Genomic DNA, 18921 nt, shown 5'->3' with positions numbered 1-18921 from the left:
CGCCCACTGCGGGGGGGGGGCGCGCCCCACCCCCCCCCCCGCCCCGCCGCCTCGCCCCGCGGCCCCCCCCCCCCCCCCGCCCCCCCCCCCCCCCCCCACGACTGGTACGACGACCACCGCCCGAAGACCCCGTGGGCCGAGACCGTCCTCTACGAACTGCACGTCCGCGGCTTCACCATGCGCCACCCCGACGTCCCGCCCCACCTGCGCGGCACCTACGCGGGCCTGGCCCACCCCGCCGCCGTCGCCCACCTGACCCGCCTCGGCGTCACCGCCGTCGAACTGCTGCCGGTCCACCAGCACGCCAGCGAGGACCACCTCCAGGCCCGCGGCCTGGCCAACTACTGGGGCTACAACACCGTCGGGTTCTTCGCCCCGCACGCCGGCTACTCCGCCTCCGGCTCGCGCGGCGGCCAGGTCGGCGAGTTCAAGCGGATGGTCCGCGCCCTGCACGCCGCCGGGATCGAGGTGATCCTCGACGTCGTGTTCAACCACACCGCCGAGGGCGCCGAACTCGGGCCCACGCTCTCGCTGCGCGGCATCGACAACGCCGCCTACTACCGCCTCGCCCCGCACCGTCCGCGCGGCTACGCCGACTACACCGGCTGCGGCAACACCCTGGACACCCGGCGCCCGCAGGTGATCCGGCTGATCACCGACTCGCTGCGGTACTGGGTCACCGAGATGGGCGTGGACGGCTTCCGCTTCGACCTCGCCGCCGCCCTCGCCCGCGCCGGCGACGGCGTCGACATGGAGCACCCGTTCCTCGCCGCCGTCTCCCAGGACCCCCTCCTCAGCCGGGTCAAGCTGATCGCCGAGCCGTGGGACGTCGGCCCGGGCGGCTACCAGGTCGGCGGCTTCCCCCCGCTGTGGGCCGAGTGGAACGACAAGTACCGGGACACCGTCCGGGACTTCTGGCGCGGCGCCCGCCCGGACGTCCGCGAGCTCGGCTACCGGCTCTCCGGCTCCTCCGACCTCTACCAACGCGGCGGACGGCGCCCGTACGCCTCCGTCAACTTCGTCACCGCGCACGACGGCTTCACCCTGCGCGACCTCGTCAGCTACGACCGCAAGCACAACGAGGCCAACGGCGAGGCCAACCGGGACGGCACCGACGACAACCGCTCCTGGAACCACGGCGTCGAGGGCGAGACCGACGACCCGGACGTCACCGCCCTGCGGCTGCGCCAGCTGCGCAACCTGCTGGCCACGCTGCTGCTCTCCACCGGCGTGCCGATGCTCACCGCCGGCGACGAGTTCGGCCGCACCCAGGGCGGCAACAACAACGCCTACTGCCAGGACAACGAGGTCAGCTGGCTGGACTGGTCCCTGCTGCGCGAGCCCGGCTGGCGGGACCTGTGCGACCTGACCGCCCGCCTGGTGCGGCTGCGCCGCGCCCACCCGGTGCTGCGGCAGCGGGCGTTCTTCTCCGGCCGGGCCGCCGTCCCGGGCGGCCTGCCGGACCTCGCCTGGTTCACGCCGCTCGGCAAGGAGATGACCGAGGCCGACTGGTTCGCCCCGACGGCCTGCCTCGGCATGCTGCTGTCCGGTGCCGCGATGTCCGAACGGGACGGCGCCGGGCGGCCGTCGCACGACGACAGCTTCCTGCTGCTTTTCAACGCCGGCCACGAACCGGTCGTCTTCACCCTCCCCGGCGAGCCCTGGGCCGCGCCGGAGGCCGCGTACGGGACGGTCGTCGACACGGCCGCCCCGGGCACCGGCGAACCGCACCCGCGGGGGGCCGTCGTGCTGGGCGGGCGCTCGCTCCAGCTGCTGCGCGCGCCCGCCCCGGAGTGATCCGGCGCGCGTCAGCCGCGCGCGTGGCCCACCTCGACGTTCTCCAGCACGCCGATCGCGTCCGGCACCAGCACCGCCGCCGAGTAGTAGGCGCTGACCAGGTAGGACGCGATCGCCTTCTCGTCGATGCCCATGAACCGGACGTTCAGCCCGGGCTCGTACTCGTCCGGGATGCCGATCTGGTTGAGGCCGATGACGCCCTGGTTGTCCTCGCCCACGCGCATCGCGATGAAGGACGTGGTGCCGGTGTCCGCCACCGGGATCTTGTCGCACGGGAAGATCGGCACCCCGCGCCAGGTCGGCCGGTGCTTGCCCGCGACGTCGACGGTGCCGGGGTGGATGCCGCGCCTGTTGCACTCCCGCCCGAACGCCGCGATCGCCCGCGAGGGGGCGAACAGGTAGTCGGTGTCGCGGCGCATGGCGAGCAGCTCGTCCAGGTCGTCCGGGGTGGGCGGGCCGGAGTGGGTCTGGATGCGCTGGTCGAAGTCGGTGTTGCTCAGCAGCCCGAAGTCGGGGTTGTTGATCAGCTCGTGCTCCTGGCGCTCGCGCAGCGCCTGGACGGTCAGCCGCAGCTGCTGCTCGGTCTGGTTCATCGGCTGGTTGTAGAGGTCGGCGACCCTGGTGTGCACCTTCAGGACGGTCTGCGCGACGCTCAACTCGAACTCGCGCGGCCGCAGTTCGTAGTCCACGAAGGCGCCGGGCAGCTCGAACTCGCCCTCGTGGCCCGCCGACAGGTCGATGTTCGCCTCGCCGTGCGGGTTCTGCGCCTGCGCGGCGTCGGCCGCGAAGCCCAGCAGCTGCTCGCGCAGCGCGTCCGAGCGGTCGACCAGCTCCTGGAACACCGGCCACGAGAGCGCCATCGCGACGCCCGCGGTCGCCGCCTTCACGGTGTACGGCCAGGTGCCGTCCTCCCGGGTGAGGGCCTCGTCGCCGATGTGGTCGCCGTCCGCGAGCGTCCCGACCACCGTCTGCTCGCCGTACTTGCCGGTGCCGAGCCGGTCGACCTTGCCGTGCGCGAGCAGGAACACCTCCTCGATCGGCGACCCCTCCCGCACCAGGACGTCGCCCGGGGCGAAGTCCCGCTGCACGAACCGGCGGGCCAGCTCCTCCAGCACGGCGTCGTCCTCGAAGCCGCGCAGCGCCGGCACCTCGCGCAGCGAGGGGGCGATCACGCTCACCGAGGTGCCGGTCTTGGCGAAGCTCACCCGGCCGCGCCCGGTCGCGTAGCTCAGGCGGCGGTTGACCCGGTACGTACCCGCCTGGACCGGTACCCAGGGCAGCATCCGCAGCAGCCACCGGGAGGTGATCTCCTGCATCTGCGGCTCGGACTTGGTCGTCGTCGCCAGGTTCCGCGCCGCCACCGTGCTGAGGCTGAGCTGTGTCCGCACCTGCACCACCGTGGCGCCCCCCGCGGGGCCCGGCTCGGTCTCGACCGTCATGTCGCATCTCCTACCACTCGCGCATCAGTGACCATCCGTCAGGAGATGTAATCGGCCGATCGGCAGGGGCTCGCAAGAGGCGCTCGACGCACTCCTCCCTGCACGAACCGACACGTGCGCCCCGTCGAACGCCTCCGCCCCACCCGTACGGGTGGCCGGTTCTCGCCGCACCGCGCCGACAGGGGTGAAAAACCTGGTGAGAAATGACGGGAGGTCTGCCTACCCTCACGGCGATGGCCGAGAACCGACAACCCGACGCCCCCGGGACCGCCCACCGCTCCACGGTCCGCTCCCTGCTGCGCCTGTGGCCCTACGCCCGGGCCGTCCGCCGCCGGCTCGCCACCTCCGTGACGGCCGCCGTGCTCGCCATGCTGAGCGTCCTCGGCGTGCCGATCGTGCTCGGCCGGATCGTGGACGGACCCCTGGCCCGGCACGACCTCGCCGGGCTGTGGCCGCTGGTCGGCCTGCTGCTGCTCCTCGGCCTGGTCGAGGCCGGCCTGTTCTACACCCGCCGGGTGGTCCTGGCCCGCCCGCTGGCCGGGCTGGAGACGGCCATGCGCGGCGACCTCTTCGCCAAGCTCCAGCGGCTGCCGGTCTCCTTCCACGAACGGTGGGGATCCGGCCAGTTGCTCTCCCGGGCCACCGCCGACATGTACACCATGCGGCTGTTCCTGGCCTTCCCGCTGGTCTTCCTCATCGTCAACTCGGTGATGTTCCTGGCCGGCACGGTGGTGATGTTCACCCAGGACTGGCGGCTCGCCCTGATCGTCGTGCTGCCCGCCGCACCGCTGTTCGTGCTCACCCGGCGCTTCGAGTCCGGCTACTCCGGCGCCTCCCGGCTCGCCCAGGACCGCAACGGCGACCTCGCCACCGTCGTCGAGGAGTCCGTCCTCGGCATCCGCGTCCTCAAGGCCTTCGGCCGCCACCGCTCGATGCACGAGCGGTTCCGCGCCCAGTCCCGGCTGCTGCGCCGCACCGAGCTGCACAAGGCCCACCTGCTGGCGAACCTGTGGGCGGTGATCGTCGGCCTGCCGGAGATCGCCCTCGGCTGCGCCCTCGCCGTCGGCGCCTACCTGGTCGCCCACGACCAGCTCAGCGCCGGCAGCCTGGTCGCCTTCCTCTCCACCGCGCTCGCGCTGCGCTGGCCGGTCGAGTCCCTCGGCTGGCTGCTCGCCTACGCCAACGAGGCCGCCACCGCCACCGACCGCTTCTTCGAGGTCCTCGACGAACCCGAGGAGGAGGACCCGGGCACCGCCACCGGCCTCGGCGCCACCCCGGACGGCATCCGCCTCACCGGCGTCCGCTTCCGCTACCCCGACGCCCCCGACGGCACCCCCGACCTGCTCCGGGGCATCGACCTGCACGTGCGCAGCGGCGAGACGATGGCCCTGGTCGGCGCCACCGGCAGCGGCAAGACCACCCTCACCGCCCTGCTCCCCCGTCTGTACGAGGCCACCGGCGGCACCATCACGCTGGACGGCCGCGACATCCGCGACCTGCCCCGGGAGCGGCTGCGCGAGCTCGTCGCGGTGGCCTTCGAGGAGCCCACCCTGTTCTCGGCGACCGTCCGGGAGAACGTCCTGATGGGCGCCCCCGGCGCGGGCGAGGACCGGCTGCGCTCCGCGCTCGCCACCGCCCAGGCCGGCTTCGTCGACAAGCTCCCGGCCGGGGCGGACACCGAGGTCGGCGAGCAGGGCCTGAGCCTCTCCGGCGGCCAGCGCCAGCGCCTCGCCCTGGCCCGCGCGGTCGTCGGCGACCCGGCCTTCCTCGTCCTCGACGACCCGCTGTCCGCCCTCGACGTGCACACCGAGGCCCTGGTCGAACGCGCCCTGCGCGAGGTCCTCGCCGGCACCACCGCCCTGGTGGTCGCCCACCGCCCCAGCACCGTGCTGCTCGCCGACCGGGTCGCGGTGCTCGCGGACGGCCGGATCGAGGCCGTCGGCACCCACCAGGAACTGCTGCGCACCTCCACGCGCTACCGCGAACTGATGACGGGCGAGGCCGCCCTGATCCCCGAGGGGAGCACCTCCCGGTGACCACCACCGCCGAACCCGCCGTCGAACCGGCCGACCCCGCCGGCCCCGCCGCCGAGGAGGAGCTGGCGCCTCCCCCGGACGACGAGGAGGACATCCCCGTCCCGCCCGGCGCGCCCCGGGCGCTGCTGCGCTCGCTGCTCGGCCCGCACCGGGCCCGGATCACCGTCGCGATGGTGGTGATCCTCGTCCAGCAGGCCGCCCTGCAGTCCGGCCCGCTGCTGGTCGCGGTGGCGATGGACCGCGGCATCCCGGCGCTGCGCGGGAACGACGCCGGACCGCTGATCGCGGTGATCGCCGCCTACCTGTGCTTCGCCCTGCTCAGCCCGCTGCTGCAGTGGGTGTTCATCAAGATCAGCGCCCGGGTCAACCAGGACATCCTGCTGGAGCTGCGCGGCCGGATCTTCCGGCACGCCCAGCGGCTCAGCCTGGACTTCCACGAGCGCTACACCTCCGGCCGGATCATCTCCCGCGCCACCAGCGACATCGACGCGCTGCGCGAACTGCTCTCCGAAGGCCTCCAGGAGCTGCTGACCGTCTTCCTGTCGGTCTGCTACATCTCGGTGCTGCTCATGGTGCTGGACTGGCGCCTCGGGCTGGCCTCACTGGCCGCCCTGGTGCCGCTCGGCCTGATCGCCCGCTCCTTCCGCACCCGCTCGCGCCGGGTCTACCGCCGCTCGCGGACCTCCGCCGCCTCGATGATCGTCCGCTTCACCGAGACCATGAACGGCATCCGCCCGGTACAGGCCTTCCGCCGCGAGAAGGCCAACGACGCGGCCTTCGCCGTGGTCAACCAGCGCTCCGCCACCGCGACCGCCGACGGCTTCCTGGAGCTCGCCCGCTACGTCGGCCTCTCCCGCACCGCCGCCAACGTCTGGACGGCCGGCGTGGTGCTGCTCGGCGGCCGGCTGGTCGTCGACGGCACGCTGGAACTCGGCGTCCTCACCGCCTTCCTGCTCTACCTGCGCCGCCTGTTCGACCCGATCGACCAGCTCGCGATGTTCCTCAACAGCTACCAGTCGGCCGCCGCCGCGCTGGAGAAGATCGCCGGCCTGCTCGCCCACGAGCCGACCGTCGCCGAGCCGGCCGAGCCCGCCGAACTGCCGCGGGCGGCCGGCAAGGGCCGCGAGGTCTCCTTCGAGGGGACGCGCTTCGCCTACCGCACCGGCAAGGAGGTGCTGCCGCCCTTCGACCTGGTGATCCCCGCCGGACAGACGGTGGCGGTGGTCGGCGCGACCGGCGCGGGCAAGTCGACCGTCGCCAAGCTGCTGGCCCGCTTCTACGACCCGACCGAGGGCCGGATCCGGCTGGACGGCGTCGACCTGCGCGACCTCGCCACCCCCGAACTGCGGCGCGGGGTGGTCATGGTGACCCAGGAGTCCTTCCTGTTCTCCGGCACCGTCGCCGAGAACATCGCGATCGGCCGCCCCGGCGCCACCCGCGCGGAGGTCGAACAGGCCGCCCGGGACATCGGCGCGTACGAGTTCGTCGCCGCGCTCCCGGACGGCTTCGACACCGACGTGCGCAAGCGCGGCGGCCGGATCTCCGCCGGGCAGCGCCAGCTGGTCGCCTTCGCCCGCGCCCTGCTGGCCGACCCGGCGGTGCTGATCCTGGACGAGGCGACCAGCTCGCTGGACGTCCCCGGCGAGCAGGCCGTCCAGCGGGCCATGCGCACGGTGCTGGCGGGCCGGACGGCCGTGATCATCGCGCACCGGCTCTCCACCGTGGAGATCGCCGACCGCGTCCTGGTGATGGACCAGGGCCGGATCGTCGAGGACGGCGGCCCGCAGGAGCTGATCGCCGGCGCCGGCCGCTTCGCCGAACTGCACCAGGCCTGGCGGGACAGCCTGATCTGAGCCGCCCCGCCGCGGCCCAGCCCGTCCCGGCGCAGCGCCTCAGCGCAGTAGGCCCGCGTCCATCCCGGCCGACTCGGCGGGCAGGGCGACCAGCCCCGGCTCCGCCGGGGAGGCCAGCCGCGGGTGGGACGGCAGCACCCGGACGGTGTAGCCGAACGGACCGGTCCTGGACAGCTCCAGCGAGCCCTCGTAGCGCGTCCGCCCGTCCAGGTCCGGGCCGCCGACCGGCTTGAGCGCGAGCAGGCCGGCGTCCGAGATGCCGTCCGTCTCGTCCACCCGGCCGGACACCACCTGCACCTCGACGTCGCCCGGCGACAGCGCGCCGAGCGCGACCTGCACCCGCAGCGCCAGCGAGCTGCCGAGCTCCTGCGCCTCGGCCGGGCAGTCCGCCTCGACGTGCTCGACCCGGACGGCCGGCCAGGCCTCGCGGACCTTCGCCTTCCAGGCCGCCAGCTCGCGGGCGCCCTCGCCCGATCCGGCCGCCAGCTCGCGCTGGGCGAGCGCCGCCGGGGCGTACAGCCGCTCGACGTACTCGCGGACCATCCGGCCGGCCAGCACCTTGGGGCCGAGGGTGACCAGGGTGTGCCGGACCATCGCGATCCAGCGGTGCGGCAGCCCGTCCGCGCCGCGGTCGTAGAAGCGCGCGGCGACCTGCTCCTCGATCAGGTCGTAGAGCGCCGCCGCCTCGATGTCGTCGCGCCGCTCGGCCTCGCTGCTCTCCGGGTCGAGCACGCCGCCGGCGTCGTCCGCCGTGGGGATCGCCCAGCCGTTCTGGCCGTCGTACCACTCGTCCCACCAGCCGTCCAGGACGGACAGGTTGAGGCAGCCGTTGAGCGCGGCCTTCATCCCGGAGGTGCCGCAGGCCTCCAGCGGGCGCAGCGGGTTGTTCAGCCAGACGTCGCAGCCCGGGTAGAGGTGCTGGGCCATCGCCATGTCGTAGTCCGGCAGGAAGACGATCCGGTGGCGGACGGCCGGGTCGTCGGCGAAGGCGACCATCTGCTGGATCAGCCGCTTGCCGCCGTCGTCGGCCGGGTGGGCCTTGCCGGCGACGACGATCTGCACCGGGCGGGTCGGGTGCAGGAGCAGGGAGCGCAGCCGAGCCTGGTCGCGCAGCATCAGGGTGAGCCGCTTGTAGGAGGGCACCCGGCGGGCGAAGCCGATGGTCAGGACGTCCGGGTCGAGCACCGAGGAGACCCAGCCGAGCTCGGCCTCGCCCGCGCCGCGCTGGCGCCAGGAGGTGCGCAGCCGGCGGCGGGCCTCGTCGACCAGCTGGGCGCGCAGGCTGCGGCGCAGGTCCCAGATCTCGGTGTTGCCGATCCGCTCCAGGCCGGTCCAGCGCTTGGCGTCGCCGTTGGTCATGGCGTCCTCGGCGCGGTCGGCGCCGATCTCGGCGGCGCCGAGGCGCACGACGGCCGGGTCGATCCAGGTGGCGGCGTGGACGCCGTTGGTGACGGAGGTGATCGGGACCTCGGCCGGGTCGAAGCCGGGCCACAGGCCGTTGAACATGGCCCGGCTGACCTCGCCGTGCAGCGTGGAGACGCCGTTGGCGCGCTGGGCGAGCCGCAGGCCCATGGCGGCCATGTTGAAGAGCTTCGGGTCCCCGCCGGGCCAGGTCTCGGCGCCGAGCGCGAGCACCGGCTCGACCGGGACGCCGGGCAGGGCGGCGTCGCCGGAGAAGTGCCGGGCGACGAGCTCGCGGTCGAAGCGGTCGATGCCGGCCGGGACGGGCGTGTGCGTGGTGAAGAGGGTGCCGGCCCGGACGGACTCCAGGGCGGCGGCGAAGTCGGGACCGGCGCCGTCGGCCCCGGCGGTGTCGGTCTCGGCCGTGCCGGCGGCGACGAGTTCGCGGATCCGCTCGACGCCGAGGAAGCCGGCGTGGCCCTCGTTGGTGTGGAAGACCTCGGGGGCGGGGTGGCCGGTGAGGCGGCAGTAGGCGCGCACGGCCCGGACGCCGCCGATGCCGAGGAGCATCTCCTGGAGCAGCCGGTGCTCGCTGCCGCCGCCGTAGAGGCGGTCGGTGACGTCGCGTTCGGCGGGCGAGTTCTCCTCGGTGTCGGAGTCGAGGAGGAGCAGCGGGACCCGGCCGACCTGGGCCTTCCAGATGTGCGCGGCGAGGGTCCGGCCGCCGGGCAGGGCGAGGTCGACCCGGCAGGGGGTGCCGTCGGCCTCCCGGAGCAGGCTGACCGCGAGTTCGTCCGGGTCGAGCAGCGGGTAGCGCTCCTGCTGCCAGCCGTCCCGGTCGAGGGACTGCCGGAAGTAGCCGTGCCGGTAGAACAGCCCCACGCCGATGATCGGGACGCCGAGGTCGCTGGCGGCCTTGAGGTGGTCGCCGGCCAGGATCCCGAGCCCGCCGGAGTACTGGGGCAGCGCGGCGGCGATGCCGTACTCGGGCGAGAAGTAGGCGACGGCGGCGGGCAGCGGGGTGCCGCCGCCCTCCTGGGCCTGGTACCAGCGCGGGCCCGCGAGGTAGTCGCGCAGGTCGTCGGCGAGGTCGCCGAGGCGGCGCAGGAAGCGCCGGTCGGCGGCGAGCGCGGCGAGCCGGGCGGCCGGGACCTCCCCGAGCAGCCGCACCGGGTCCTCGCCGGTCGCGGCCCAGACCTCCGGGTCCACGGACCGGAAGAGGTCCCTGGTCTCGGGGTGCCAGGACCAGCGCAGGTTGAGGGCCAGCTCGTGCAACGGCTGGAGTTGTTCGGGCAGGACGGTGCGGACGGTGAATCTGCGGATTGCCTTCACGGCGTGAAGCGTAGCCCCGACGGCCGTCATGACAGTGCGTCAAGTGGGCTATTGGGCATCCGTTCGGCCTATTGATGAGATCGCATTCGGCGCATTGGGCTGCACGGGGGGCGCGCGAGGCGCACTTTCCGGGGGCTCGCGCTACCAAAGCGTGAACACTGCGGAACGACCCCATTTCCGATCGCTCATCCGCTCCGGACAAAGCCCGAAACTACTGTCGTACCGCTGCGAAAGTCCGGCCCGCGGTGCGAGTATGAACCGAGGTCGTTGATGCTGTGGGGAGTGCGGCGACGGGCGGCGCCCCCCTTGAAGCAGCACGTCCGAATCCTTTTCGCGTTGATCGTTCCTCGTCCTCCTTAGCCCATTCGGCGCCCACGGCGCTCCGACGCGTGTCCTCGTACTCGGTCGGCTCGTTCACGGGTCGACCGGGTCGCCCAGGGGCGTGCCCCCGGAGGCGTGCGCCGGGACGCGCGCGGGCTCCGGGGCGTCCCCCCACGGGCCGGGCGGGCGCCGGGCAGGTTGCCGGGGACGGCGGCGCGGGCAGGCTCTCGGTCGCACGTCCTCCCCACCCAGCAGTCCTCCCGGTACTCCCCCGGCCCGCCCCCCGGCGCCGGCGGGAGCTGCCGCCGATCTCGGGCAGGAGCTTGGCATGCACGGCGACACGCGGGACCAGTCCACACCGGTGGCCGACACCCTCGACGCAGCGGTCGCGGAATCCGCCGGACGGGCGGATTCTGACACTCGGACGGATCCGGCGATGCCGGCGCCCAGGGCGGCCGGAGCGGCCCGTCCCCCGCACTCCGGACCCGAGCACGCCTCACCCGGGCAGCCCTCGTCCGAACACCCCTCCCCGCTCGAACACTCCGAGCCCGAGTCCTCCGCAGCGGCCCGACAACCAGGGGCCGCGGAGAGCCGGACCACGGCACCGCGCAGGCGCACCACCACCACGCGCCGCACCGCCACCGCCGGGTCCACCGCACCGTCCGCCACCCCGGAGGCGGATGGCGCGAAGGCCGGTGCGAAAGCCGGTGCGAAAGCCGGTGCGAGGTCCGGTGCCACCAAGGCGGGCGCCGCGAAGGCCGACGCCCCGCCGCGCAAGGCGCCCGCCCGCAAGACCGCCGCCGGCAAGACCGCCGCCCGAAAGACAGAGAGCGACACCGTGATCGGCCGCATCCCCGTCCTGGACGTCAGCCCGCTCGTCGACTCCGGCCGCCGCCCGGCCAAGGCCGTCGCCGGCGAGACCTTCCTGGTCACCGCGACCGTGTTCCGCGAGGGCCACGACGCCGTCAACGCCAACGTCGTGCTGCGCGACCCGCGCGGGCGCAGCGGCCCGTGGACCCCGATGCGCGAGCTCGCCGAGGGCACCGACCGCTGGGGCGCGCACGTCACCCCGACCGCGCCCGGCCGCTGGTCCTACCTGGTCGAGGCGTGGAGCGACCCGATCGCCACCTGGCGCAGGACGGCGTCGGTCAAGCTCCCCGCCGGGATGGACACCGCGCTCGTCCTGGAGGAGGGCGCCCGCCTGCTGGAGCAGGCCGCGGCCGGCGTGCCGAAGAAGGAGGGCCGCGCGCACGTGCTCGCCGCCGCCGACGCGCTGCGCGACCCCGGCCTGCCGCCGCTGTCCCGGCTGGCGGCCGCGCTCGCCCCCGAGGTGCTGGAGTTGCTCGCCCGGTACCCGCTGCGCGAGCTGCTGAGCGCCTCCCGCCCGCTGCCGCTCCAGGTGGACCGCGAGCGCGCCCTGTTCGGCTCCTGGTACGAGTTCTTCCCGCGGTCGGAGGGCGCCGTGGTGGACCCGAACGGCGTCGAGCCGCCGCGTTCGGGCACCCTGCGCACCGCCGCCGAGCGGCTGCCCGCGATCGCCGCGATGGACTTCGACGTGGTCTACCTGCCGCCCGTCCACCCGATCGGCCGCGCCTACCGCAAGGGCCCGGACAACACCCTGACGGCCGGTCCGCACGACGTCGGCTCGCCCTGGGCGATCGGTTCGCCGGAGGGCGGCCACGACGCCGTCCACCCGGACCTCGGCACCATCGAGGACTTCGACCACTTCGTCGCCGAGGCCCGGGCGCTGCACCTGGAGGTGGCGCTGGACTTCGCCCTCCAGTGCTCCCCCGACCACCCGTGGGTGAACAAGCACCCGGAATGGTTCAGCCACCGCGCCGACGGCACCATCGCGTACGCCGAGAACCCGCCGAAGAAGTACCAGGACATCTATCCGGTCAACTTCGATCAGGACATGGATGGAATCGTCAAGGAAACCGTTCGCATCCTGCGTTTCTGGATGTCCCACGGAGTGCGGATCTTCCGGGTCGACAACCCGCACACCAAGCCGGTGCTGTTCTGGGAGAAGGTGCTCGCCGACATCGCCCGCACCGACCCCGACGTCGTGTTCCTGGCGGAGGCCTTCACCCGCCCCGCGATGATGCACACCCTCGGGAAGATCGGCTTCCACCAGTCGTACACGTACTTCACCTGGCGCACCACCAAGCCGGAACTCACCGATTACCTCACCGAACTCACCGGTGACGCGGCCGCCTACATGCGGCCCAACTTCTTCGCCAACACCCCCGACATCCTGCACGCCTACCTCCAGCACGGCGGCCGGGCCGCGTTCGCCGTCCGCGCCGTGCTCGCCGCCACGCTCTCCCCCACCTACGGCGTCTACGCCGGGTTCGAGCTGTACGAGAACGAGCCGGCCCACCCCGGCTCCGAGGAGTACCTGCACTCGGAGAAGTACGAGCTGCGCCCGCGCGACTGGAACCGCACCGACACCCTCGCCCCGCTGCTCACCGTGCTCAACCGGCTGCGCCGGCGCCACCCCGCCCTGCGCCAGCTGCGCGACCTGCGCTTCCACCCCACCGACAACGACCAGGTGATCGCCTACTCCAAGACCGCGACCACCCCGGAGGGCCTGACCGACCAGGTCATCACCGTGGTCAACCTCGACCCGCACCACGTCCAGGAGGCCACCGTCACGCTCGACGGCGACGGCCCGTTCGCGGTGCACGACGAGCTCACCGGCGCCGCCTACACCTGGGGCCGGCACAACTACGTCCGGCTCGATCCCTCAGCCGAGCCGGCTCACCTCCTCACGGTTCGGAGGAACCCAGCGTGACAGTGAACGAGCCCGTCCCCGACACCTTCCCCGAGACCTCGAAGAAGAACCTGGACCCCGAGTGGTTCAAGCGTGCGGTCTTCTACGAGGTGCTGGTGCGGTCCTTCCAGGACAGCAACGGCGACGGGGTCGGGGACCTGAAGGGGCTCACGGCCAAGCTCGACTACCTCCAGTGGCTCGGCATCGACTGCCTCTGGCTCCCGCCGTTCTTCGCCTCGCCGCTGCGCGACGGCGGGTACGACGTGGCCGACTACAAATCGGTGCTGCCCGAGTTCGGCGACATCGCCGACTTCATGGAGTTCGTGGACGCCGCGCACGCCCGCGGCATGCGCGTGATCATCGACTTCGTCATGAACCACACCAGCGACCAGCACCCGTGGTTCCAGGCCTCCCGCGCGGACCCGGACGGGCCGTACGGCGACTTCTACATGTGGGCCGACGACGACAAGCGGTACCCGGACGCCCGCATCATCTTCGTCGACACCGAGACCTCCAACTGGACGTACGACCCGGTCCGCAAGCAGTACTTCTGGCACCGGTTCTTCTCTCACCAGCCCGACCTCAACTACGACAACCCCCGCGTCCAGGACGAGATGATCGCCGGGCTGCGGTTCTGGCTCGACCTCGGCATCGACGGCTTCCGGCTGGACGCGGTGCCCTACCTGTTCGCGCGTGACGGCACCAACTGCGAGAACCTGCCGGAGACCCACGAGTTCCTGCGGCGGGTCCGCAAGGAGATCGACGCCGACTACCCCGACACCGTGCTGCTCGCCGAGGCCAACCAGTGGCCCGAGGACGTCGTCGACTACTTCGGCGACTTCGCGGCGGGCGGCGACGAGTGCCACATGGCGTTCCACTTCCCGGTGATGCCGCGGATCTTCATGGCGGTGCGGCGCGAGTCCCGCTACCCCGTCTCGGAGATCCTCGCCAAGACCCCGCACATCCCGTACGGGTGCCAATGGGGCATCTTCCTGCGCAACCACGACGAGCTGACCCTGGAGATGGTCACCGACGAGGAGCGCGACTACATGTACGCGGAGTACGCCAAGGACCCCCGGATGCGCGCCAACGTGGGCATCCGGCGCCGGCTCGCCCCGCTGCTGGAGAACGACCGCAACCAGATCGAGCTGTTCACCGCCCTCCTCCTCTCGCTGCCCGGCTCGCCGGTGCTCTACTACGGGGACGAGATCGGCATGGGCGACAACATCTGGCTCGGCGACCGGGACGGCGTCCGCACCCCGATGCAGTGGACCCCGGACCGCAACGCGGGTTTCTCCTCCGCCGACCCGGGCAGGCTCAGTCTGCCGCCCATCATGGACCCGGTGTACGGCTATCAGGTGACCAACGTCGAGGCGCAGCAGAGCAGTTCGAGTTCGCTGCTGCACTGGACGCGTCGCATGATCGAGATCCGCAAGCTCAACCCGGCGTTCGGTCTGGGCACGTACACCGAACTGCCCTCCAGCAACCCCGCGGTGCTGGCCTTCGTGCGGGAGCACGAGGGGGACCTGGTCATGTGCGTGAACAACTTCTCGCGGTTCGCACAACCGACCGAACTGGACCTGCGGCAGTACGGCGGACGCTACCCGGTCGAGCTGATCGGCGGAGTGCGCTTCCCCTCGATCGGTGAGTGGCCGTACCTGCTCACCCTGGCCGGCCACGGCTTCTACTGGTTCCAGCTCCGGCAGCCCCCGCGACTGAGCGGGACCAGGCGGTCGAAGTAACGATCCGCCGCACCGGCCCCGACCGCACCACCAGACCCTCGGGGAGCGCGAGTTGAACCCGCGCGCCCCGGGGTCCTCCGCCCCGCGGCGCCCCCGGCGCCGCGTACGGAGAACAGCCCAACGGCCACCCACACGAAGGCGTGACACCTGAGCCCCGCTCGCGTGCCGCCACCGCCGCGCCGCCGAAATCCGGAAGACTGACGGACCCGGCCAGACCCGTCGGGCAGTCGGCCCGCTTCCGGGGAAAGGGAGTCATGTCCGAAACCTCCCGTTCTCAAGCCCATGTGCAGCACGACACCCCGGCCGGCCCCGCCGCGTCGGCGGGCGCGCGGAGCACCGGGCTCCGGAGAACCGCCCTGGGGGTCAGCGAACTCGTCCAGGCGGCCGTGCCGCTGATCTCCGAGTGGCTCCCCACCCAGCGCTGGTACGCCGGGAAGGGACGGCCCATCACCGGGCTCACCCCGGTGGTCGGAACCCCGCTGCAGGTCGGCGACCCGGCCCTGCTGCACCTCCTGCTGCGGGTCGAGCACGCCACCACGGCCGGCGCCCCGCACGGGGACGTCTACCAACTCCTCCTCGGCGTCCGTTCCGAGCGCCCCGCCGACATCGAGCCCGGCGCCGTGCTCGGCCGGCTCACCCACGGCCCGTACGACGGCGCGACGCTCTACGACGCCGTCCACGACCCGGAGCTCACCGGGCGCCTGCTGGAGCACCTGGCCACCGGCGACCGCTTCGGCTCGCTGTCGTTCCGCCGCACCCCCGGCTCCGGCCTGCCCACCACGATCCCCGGGCGCGCCTCCACCGCCGAGCAGTCCAACAGCTCCGTCATCTACGGCACCTCGTACATCCTCAAGCTCTTCCGCCGCGTCCACCCCGGCACCAACCCCGACCTCGAACTCTCCCTCGCCCTCTCCCGGGCCGGCTCCACCCGCATCCCGCGGGTCGCGGCCTGGTTCGAGAGCCGGATGGAACGCGCCGAACCCGCCACCCTCGGCCTGCTCCAGCGTTACCTGCCGGACGCCGAGGACGGCTGGGAGCTCGCCCTCGACCAGGTCGGCCGGCTCAAGGGCGACCCGTCCCCCGGCAACTTCGCGATCGAGGCCCACCGGCTCGGGCGGGCCACCGCCGAGGTGCACCGGGTGCTCGCCCGCTCGATGCCCGTCGCCCGCCTCGACCGCGCCCAGACCCGCCAGCTCGCCACCGCCATGGCCGACCGCCTCGACAGCGCCGTCGCCGCCGTCCCCGGACTGATGCGCTACCGGGCCGCCCTGCGCAGCGCCTTCCAGCAGCTCGCCGACGCCCACCCGGACGGCCTTCCGGTCCAGCGCATCCACGGCGACCTGCACCTCGGCCAGGCCATGCGCACCCCGCACGGCTGGGTCCTGCTCGACTTCGAGGGCGAGCCCGCCAAGTCCGTCAACGAGCGCCGCGAACCGCAGCCCGCGCTGCGCGACGTCGCCGCGATGCTGCGCTCCTTCGACTACGCGGCGGCCCACCTCCTCGCCGGCGGCCCGGTCGACCCCGAGCTCGCCCACCTCGCCGCCGCCTGGGCACAGCGCAACCGCACCGCCTTCTGCGCCGGGTACACCGCCGGGGGCGGCGTCGACCCGGCGGCCTCGCCGGAGCTGATGCGCGCGCTGGAGATCGACAAGGCGGTCTACGAGGTCGTGTACGAGGCCCGGCACCGCCCGAGCTGGCTGCCGATCCCGCTGGCCGCGATCAACCGGCTCGCCCTGACCGTGTGATCCCCCGCTCGTACCGCCCGCAGGAGTTCGCTCACACCCCCCGCCGCAGGAGGACCCCGCCGTGACGCCGCTCGACCCGCCCGGCCGCACCACCCGTCCCGTACCGGCCACGTTCCTGGCCGGTACGGGGACACCCGCTCCTGCCCCCGCCGCCACCTCTGTTCCCGGCCCCGCCCCGGCTCCCGAACCGCTGCCGGCCGGGGCCCTGCGGCTGCCCGAGGCGCCGCTGCCGCCCTCCGAGGTGGACCGGCTGGTCGGCGGCCAGCACCACGACCCGCACGCGCTGCTCGGCGCCCACCCCGTGCACGGCGGCACCGCGATCCGGGTGCTGCGGCCGTTCGCCGAACGGGTCGTGGTCGAGACCGCCCAGGGCCCGGCCGAACTCACCCACCAGCAGGCCGGGTTGTTCACCGGCCTGCTCGCCGGCGGCGCACCGCCCGACTACCGGCTGCTGGTGACCTACCCGGACGGCGAACCCCTCGTCCAGCAGGACGGCTACCGCACCCCGCCCACCCTCGGCGAGCTCGACCTGCACCTCATCTCCGAGGGCCGGCACGAGCAGCTGTGGCAGGTGCTCGGCTCGCACGTGCGGACGGTGGACGGCGTGGCCGGCACCGCGTTCGCCGTGTGGGCGCCGAACGCCGCCGGGGTGCGGTTGATCGGGGACTTCAACCACTGGGACGGCACCGGGCACCCGATGCGCTCGCTCGGCTCCTCCGGCGTGTGGGAGCTCTTCGTCCCCGGGCTGGCCGAGGACACTACCTACAAGTACGAGATCCACACCCGGCAGGGCTGGGTGCTCGACAAGGCCGACCCCCTGGCCCGCGCCGCCCAGTGCCCGCCCGGCACCGCGTCCGTCGTCACCTCCTCCGCCTACCGGTGGGAGGACGGCGAGTGGATGGCCCGCCGCGCACGCGCCGCGCACCACCGGGCGCCGATGTCGGTGTACGAGCTGCACCTGCCGTCCTGGCGGCCCGACCTCACCAGCTACCGCGCGATCGCCGAGGAACTCCCCGGCTACCTGAAGGAGTTGAACTTCACCCACGTGGAGTTCATGCCGGTCATGGAGCACCCCTTCGGCGGCTCCTGGGGCTACCAGGTGTCCGGCTACTACGCGCCCACCGCCCGCCTCGGCACCCCGGACGACTTCCGCCACCTCGTCGACACGCTGCACCGGCACGGGATCGGCGTGATCGTCGACTGGGTGCCCGCCCACTTCCCCAAGGACGCCTTCGCCCTCGCCCGCTTCGACGGCGAGCCGCTCTACGAGCCCGCCGACCCGCTGCGCGCCGAACACCCCGACTGGGGCACGCTGGAGTTCGACTACGGGCGCAAGGAGGTGCGCAACTTCCTCGTCGCCAACGCGGTCTACTGGTGCGAGGAGTTCCACATCGACGGGCTGCGCGTGGACGCCGTCGCCTCGATGCTCTACCTCGACTACTCCCGCGAGGGCGGCGCCTGGACACCCAACCGGTTCGGCGGACGGGAGAACCTCGACGCGGCCTCCTTCCTCCAGGAGATGAACGCGACCGTCTACCGGCGCTGCCCGGGCGTCGTGACGATCGCCGAGGAGTCGACCGCCTGGGACGGCGTGACCCGCCCGACCGACGGCGGCGGCCTCGGCTTCGGCCTCAAGTGGAACATGGGCTGGATGCACGACTCGCTGGTCTACATGTCCAAGGAGCCGGTGCACCGCAGGTACCACCACGACGAGATCACCTTCTCGATGGTGTACGCCTACTCCGAGAACTACATCCTGCCGATCTCCCACGACGAGGTCGTGCACGGCAAGCAGGCGCTCGTCTCCAAGATGCCCGGCGACTGGTGGCAGCAGCGCGCCAACCACCGCGCCTACCTCGGCTTCATGTGGTCCCACCCCGGCAAGCAACTCCTCTTCATGGGGCAGGAGTTCGCCCAGGGCGCGGAATGGGACCACGAGACCGGCCCGCAGTGGTGGGTGCTCGACGAGCAGTGGCCGGCCCACCGCGACCACCAGGGCGTGCGCCGCCTCGTCCGCGACCTCAACCGCCACTACCGCGACACCCCCGCCCTCTGGGAGCTCGACACCTCCCCCGAGGGCTTCCAGTGGCTCGACGGCGGCTCCGCCGACGACAACCTGCTCTCCTACGTCCGCCACGCCGCCGACGGCTCGCCCCTCGTCGCCGTCTGCAACTTCTCCCCCGTCGTCCGCCACGGCCACCGCGTCGGCCTCCCCTCCCTCGACGGCCGCGACCAGCTGTGGGAGGAAGTCCTCAACACCGACGCCGAGGCCTACGGCGGCACCGGCACCGGCAACTCGACCCCGATCAAGGCCGACCCCGTCGAGTGGAACGGCCAGCCCCGCTCCGCCGACCTGATCCTCCCCCCACTGGCCACCATCTGGCTCCGCCCTACCCCGCCCCCGGCTCACGTGCGCAGCAGTCGGGCGATCGCCTTCGTGGCCTCGTCGACCTTCGCGTCGATCTCCTCGCCGCGCTTGACC

The 18921-nt window shown here is 73.1% G+C and carries 8 protein-coding genes and 2 pseudogenes; 7 read left to right on the top strand and 3 right to left on the bottom strand.

The features are described from left to right. The coding region (glgX, locus tag ACFV4F_RS25840) for a glycogen debranching protein GlgX (RefSeq protein ID WP_380505793.1) at nucleotides 1-1797 on the top strand (1797 nt) is incomplete at its 5' end. Between the two features lie 11 nt (nucleotides 1798-1808). On the opposite strand, the gene ACFV4F_RS25835 is transcribed toward glgX, so the two are convergent. Further along, a complete protein-coding gene (locus tag ACFV4F_RS25835; RefSeq protein ID WP_380505790.1) occupies nucleotides 1809-3236 on the bottom strand; it encodes a family 2B encapsulin nanocompartment shell protein in 1428 nt (475 codons plus the stop codon). Nucleotides 3237-3469: 233 nt separating this feature from the next. Between ACFV4F_RS25835 and ACFV4F_RS25830 the strand changes: the two genes are divergently transcribed. Then, a complete protein-coding gene (locus ACFV4F_RS25830) occupies nucleotides 3470-5272 on the top strand; it encodes an ABC transporter ATP-binding protein (RefSeq protein ID WP_380505787.1) in 1803 nt (600 codons plus the stop codon). Further along, nucleotides 5269-7125: an ABC transporter ATP-binding protein gene (locus tag ACFV4F_RS25825; RefSeq protein WP_380505785.1), complete on the top strand. Its 1857-nt coding sequence runs from the start codon at nucleotides 5269-5271 to the stop codon at nucleotides 7123-7125. The genes ACFV4F_RS25830 and ACFV4F_RS25825 overlap by 4 nt, the downstream gene beginning before the upstream one ends. A gap of 39 nt (nucleotides 7126-7164) precedes the next feature. Here the strand turns inward: ACFV4F_RS25825 and glgP are convergent, their stop codons facing one another. Beyond that, nucleotides 7165-9858 (bottom strand): alpha-glucan family phosphorylase, encoded by a 2694-nt coding sequence (glgP, locus tag ACFV4F_RS25820; RefSeq protein ID WP_380505782.1) that lies wholly within the window; start codon nucleotides 9856-9858, stop codon nucleotides 7165-7167. A gap of 1159 nt (nucleotides 9859-11017) precedes the next feature. Here glgP and ACFV4F_RS25815 point away from each other — a divergent pair. The 4 genes and pseudogenes from ACFV4F_RS25815 to glgB form a co-directional block, all read left to right on the top strand. Beyond that, the gene (locus ACFV4F_RS25815) at nucleotides 11018-12973 is read left to right on the top strand and encodes an alpha-1,4-glucan--maltose-1-phosphate maltosyltransferase (protein ID WP_380498053.1); all 1956 of its coding nucleotides are present in this window, start codon (nucleotides 11018-11020) and stop codon (nucleotides 12971-12973) included. Further along, complete coding sequence (gene treS, locus ACFV4F_RS25810) at nucleotides 12970-14694, top strand: maltose alpha-D-glucosyltransferase (protein ID WP_380441325.1); 1725 nt, start codon at nucleotides 12970-12972, stop codon at nucleotides 14692-14694. The genes ACFV4F_RS25815 and treS overlap by 4 nt, the downstream gene beginning before the upstream one ends. A 254-nt stretch (nucleotides 14695-14948) precedes the next feature. Next, nucleotides 14949-16439: a phosphotransferase gene (locus tag ACFV4F_RS25805; protein WP_380505779.1), complete on the top strand. Its 1491-nt coding sequence runs from the start codon at nucleotides 14949-14951 to the stop codon at nucleotides 16437-16439. Nucleotides 16440-16500: 61 nt separating this feature from the next. After that, nucleotides 16501-18774 (top strand): annotated as a pseudogene (glgB, locus tag ACFV4F_RS25800) (1,4-alpha-glucan branching protein GlgB); the annotation flags it as partial. A gap of 71 nt (nucleotides 18775-18845) precedes the next feature. Here glgB and ACFV4F_RS25795 read toward each other — a convergent pair. After that, a pseudogene (locus tag ACFV4F_RS25795) lies at nucleotides 18846-18921 on the bottom strand (transcriptional regulator); the annotation flags it as partial.

Source organism: Kitasatospora sp. NPDC059722 (assembly GCF_042733235.1).
Classification (GTDB): domain Bacteria; phylum Actinomycetota; class Actinomycetes; order Streptomycetales; family Streptomycetaceae; genus Kitasatospora.
Note: the sequence above shows the minus strand (reverse complement) of the source record. Positions and strands in the feature narration are given on the sequence as shown.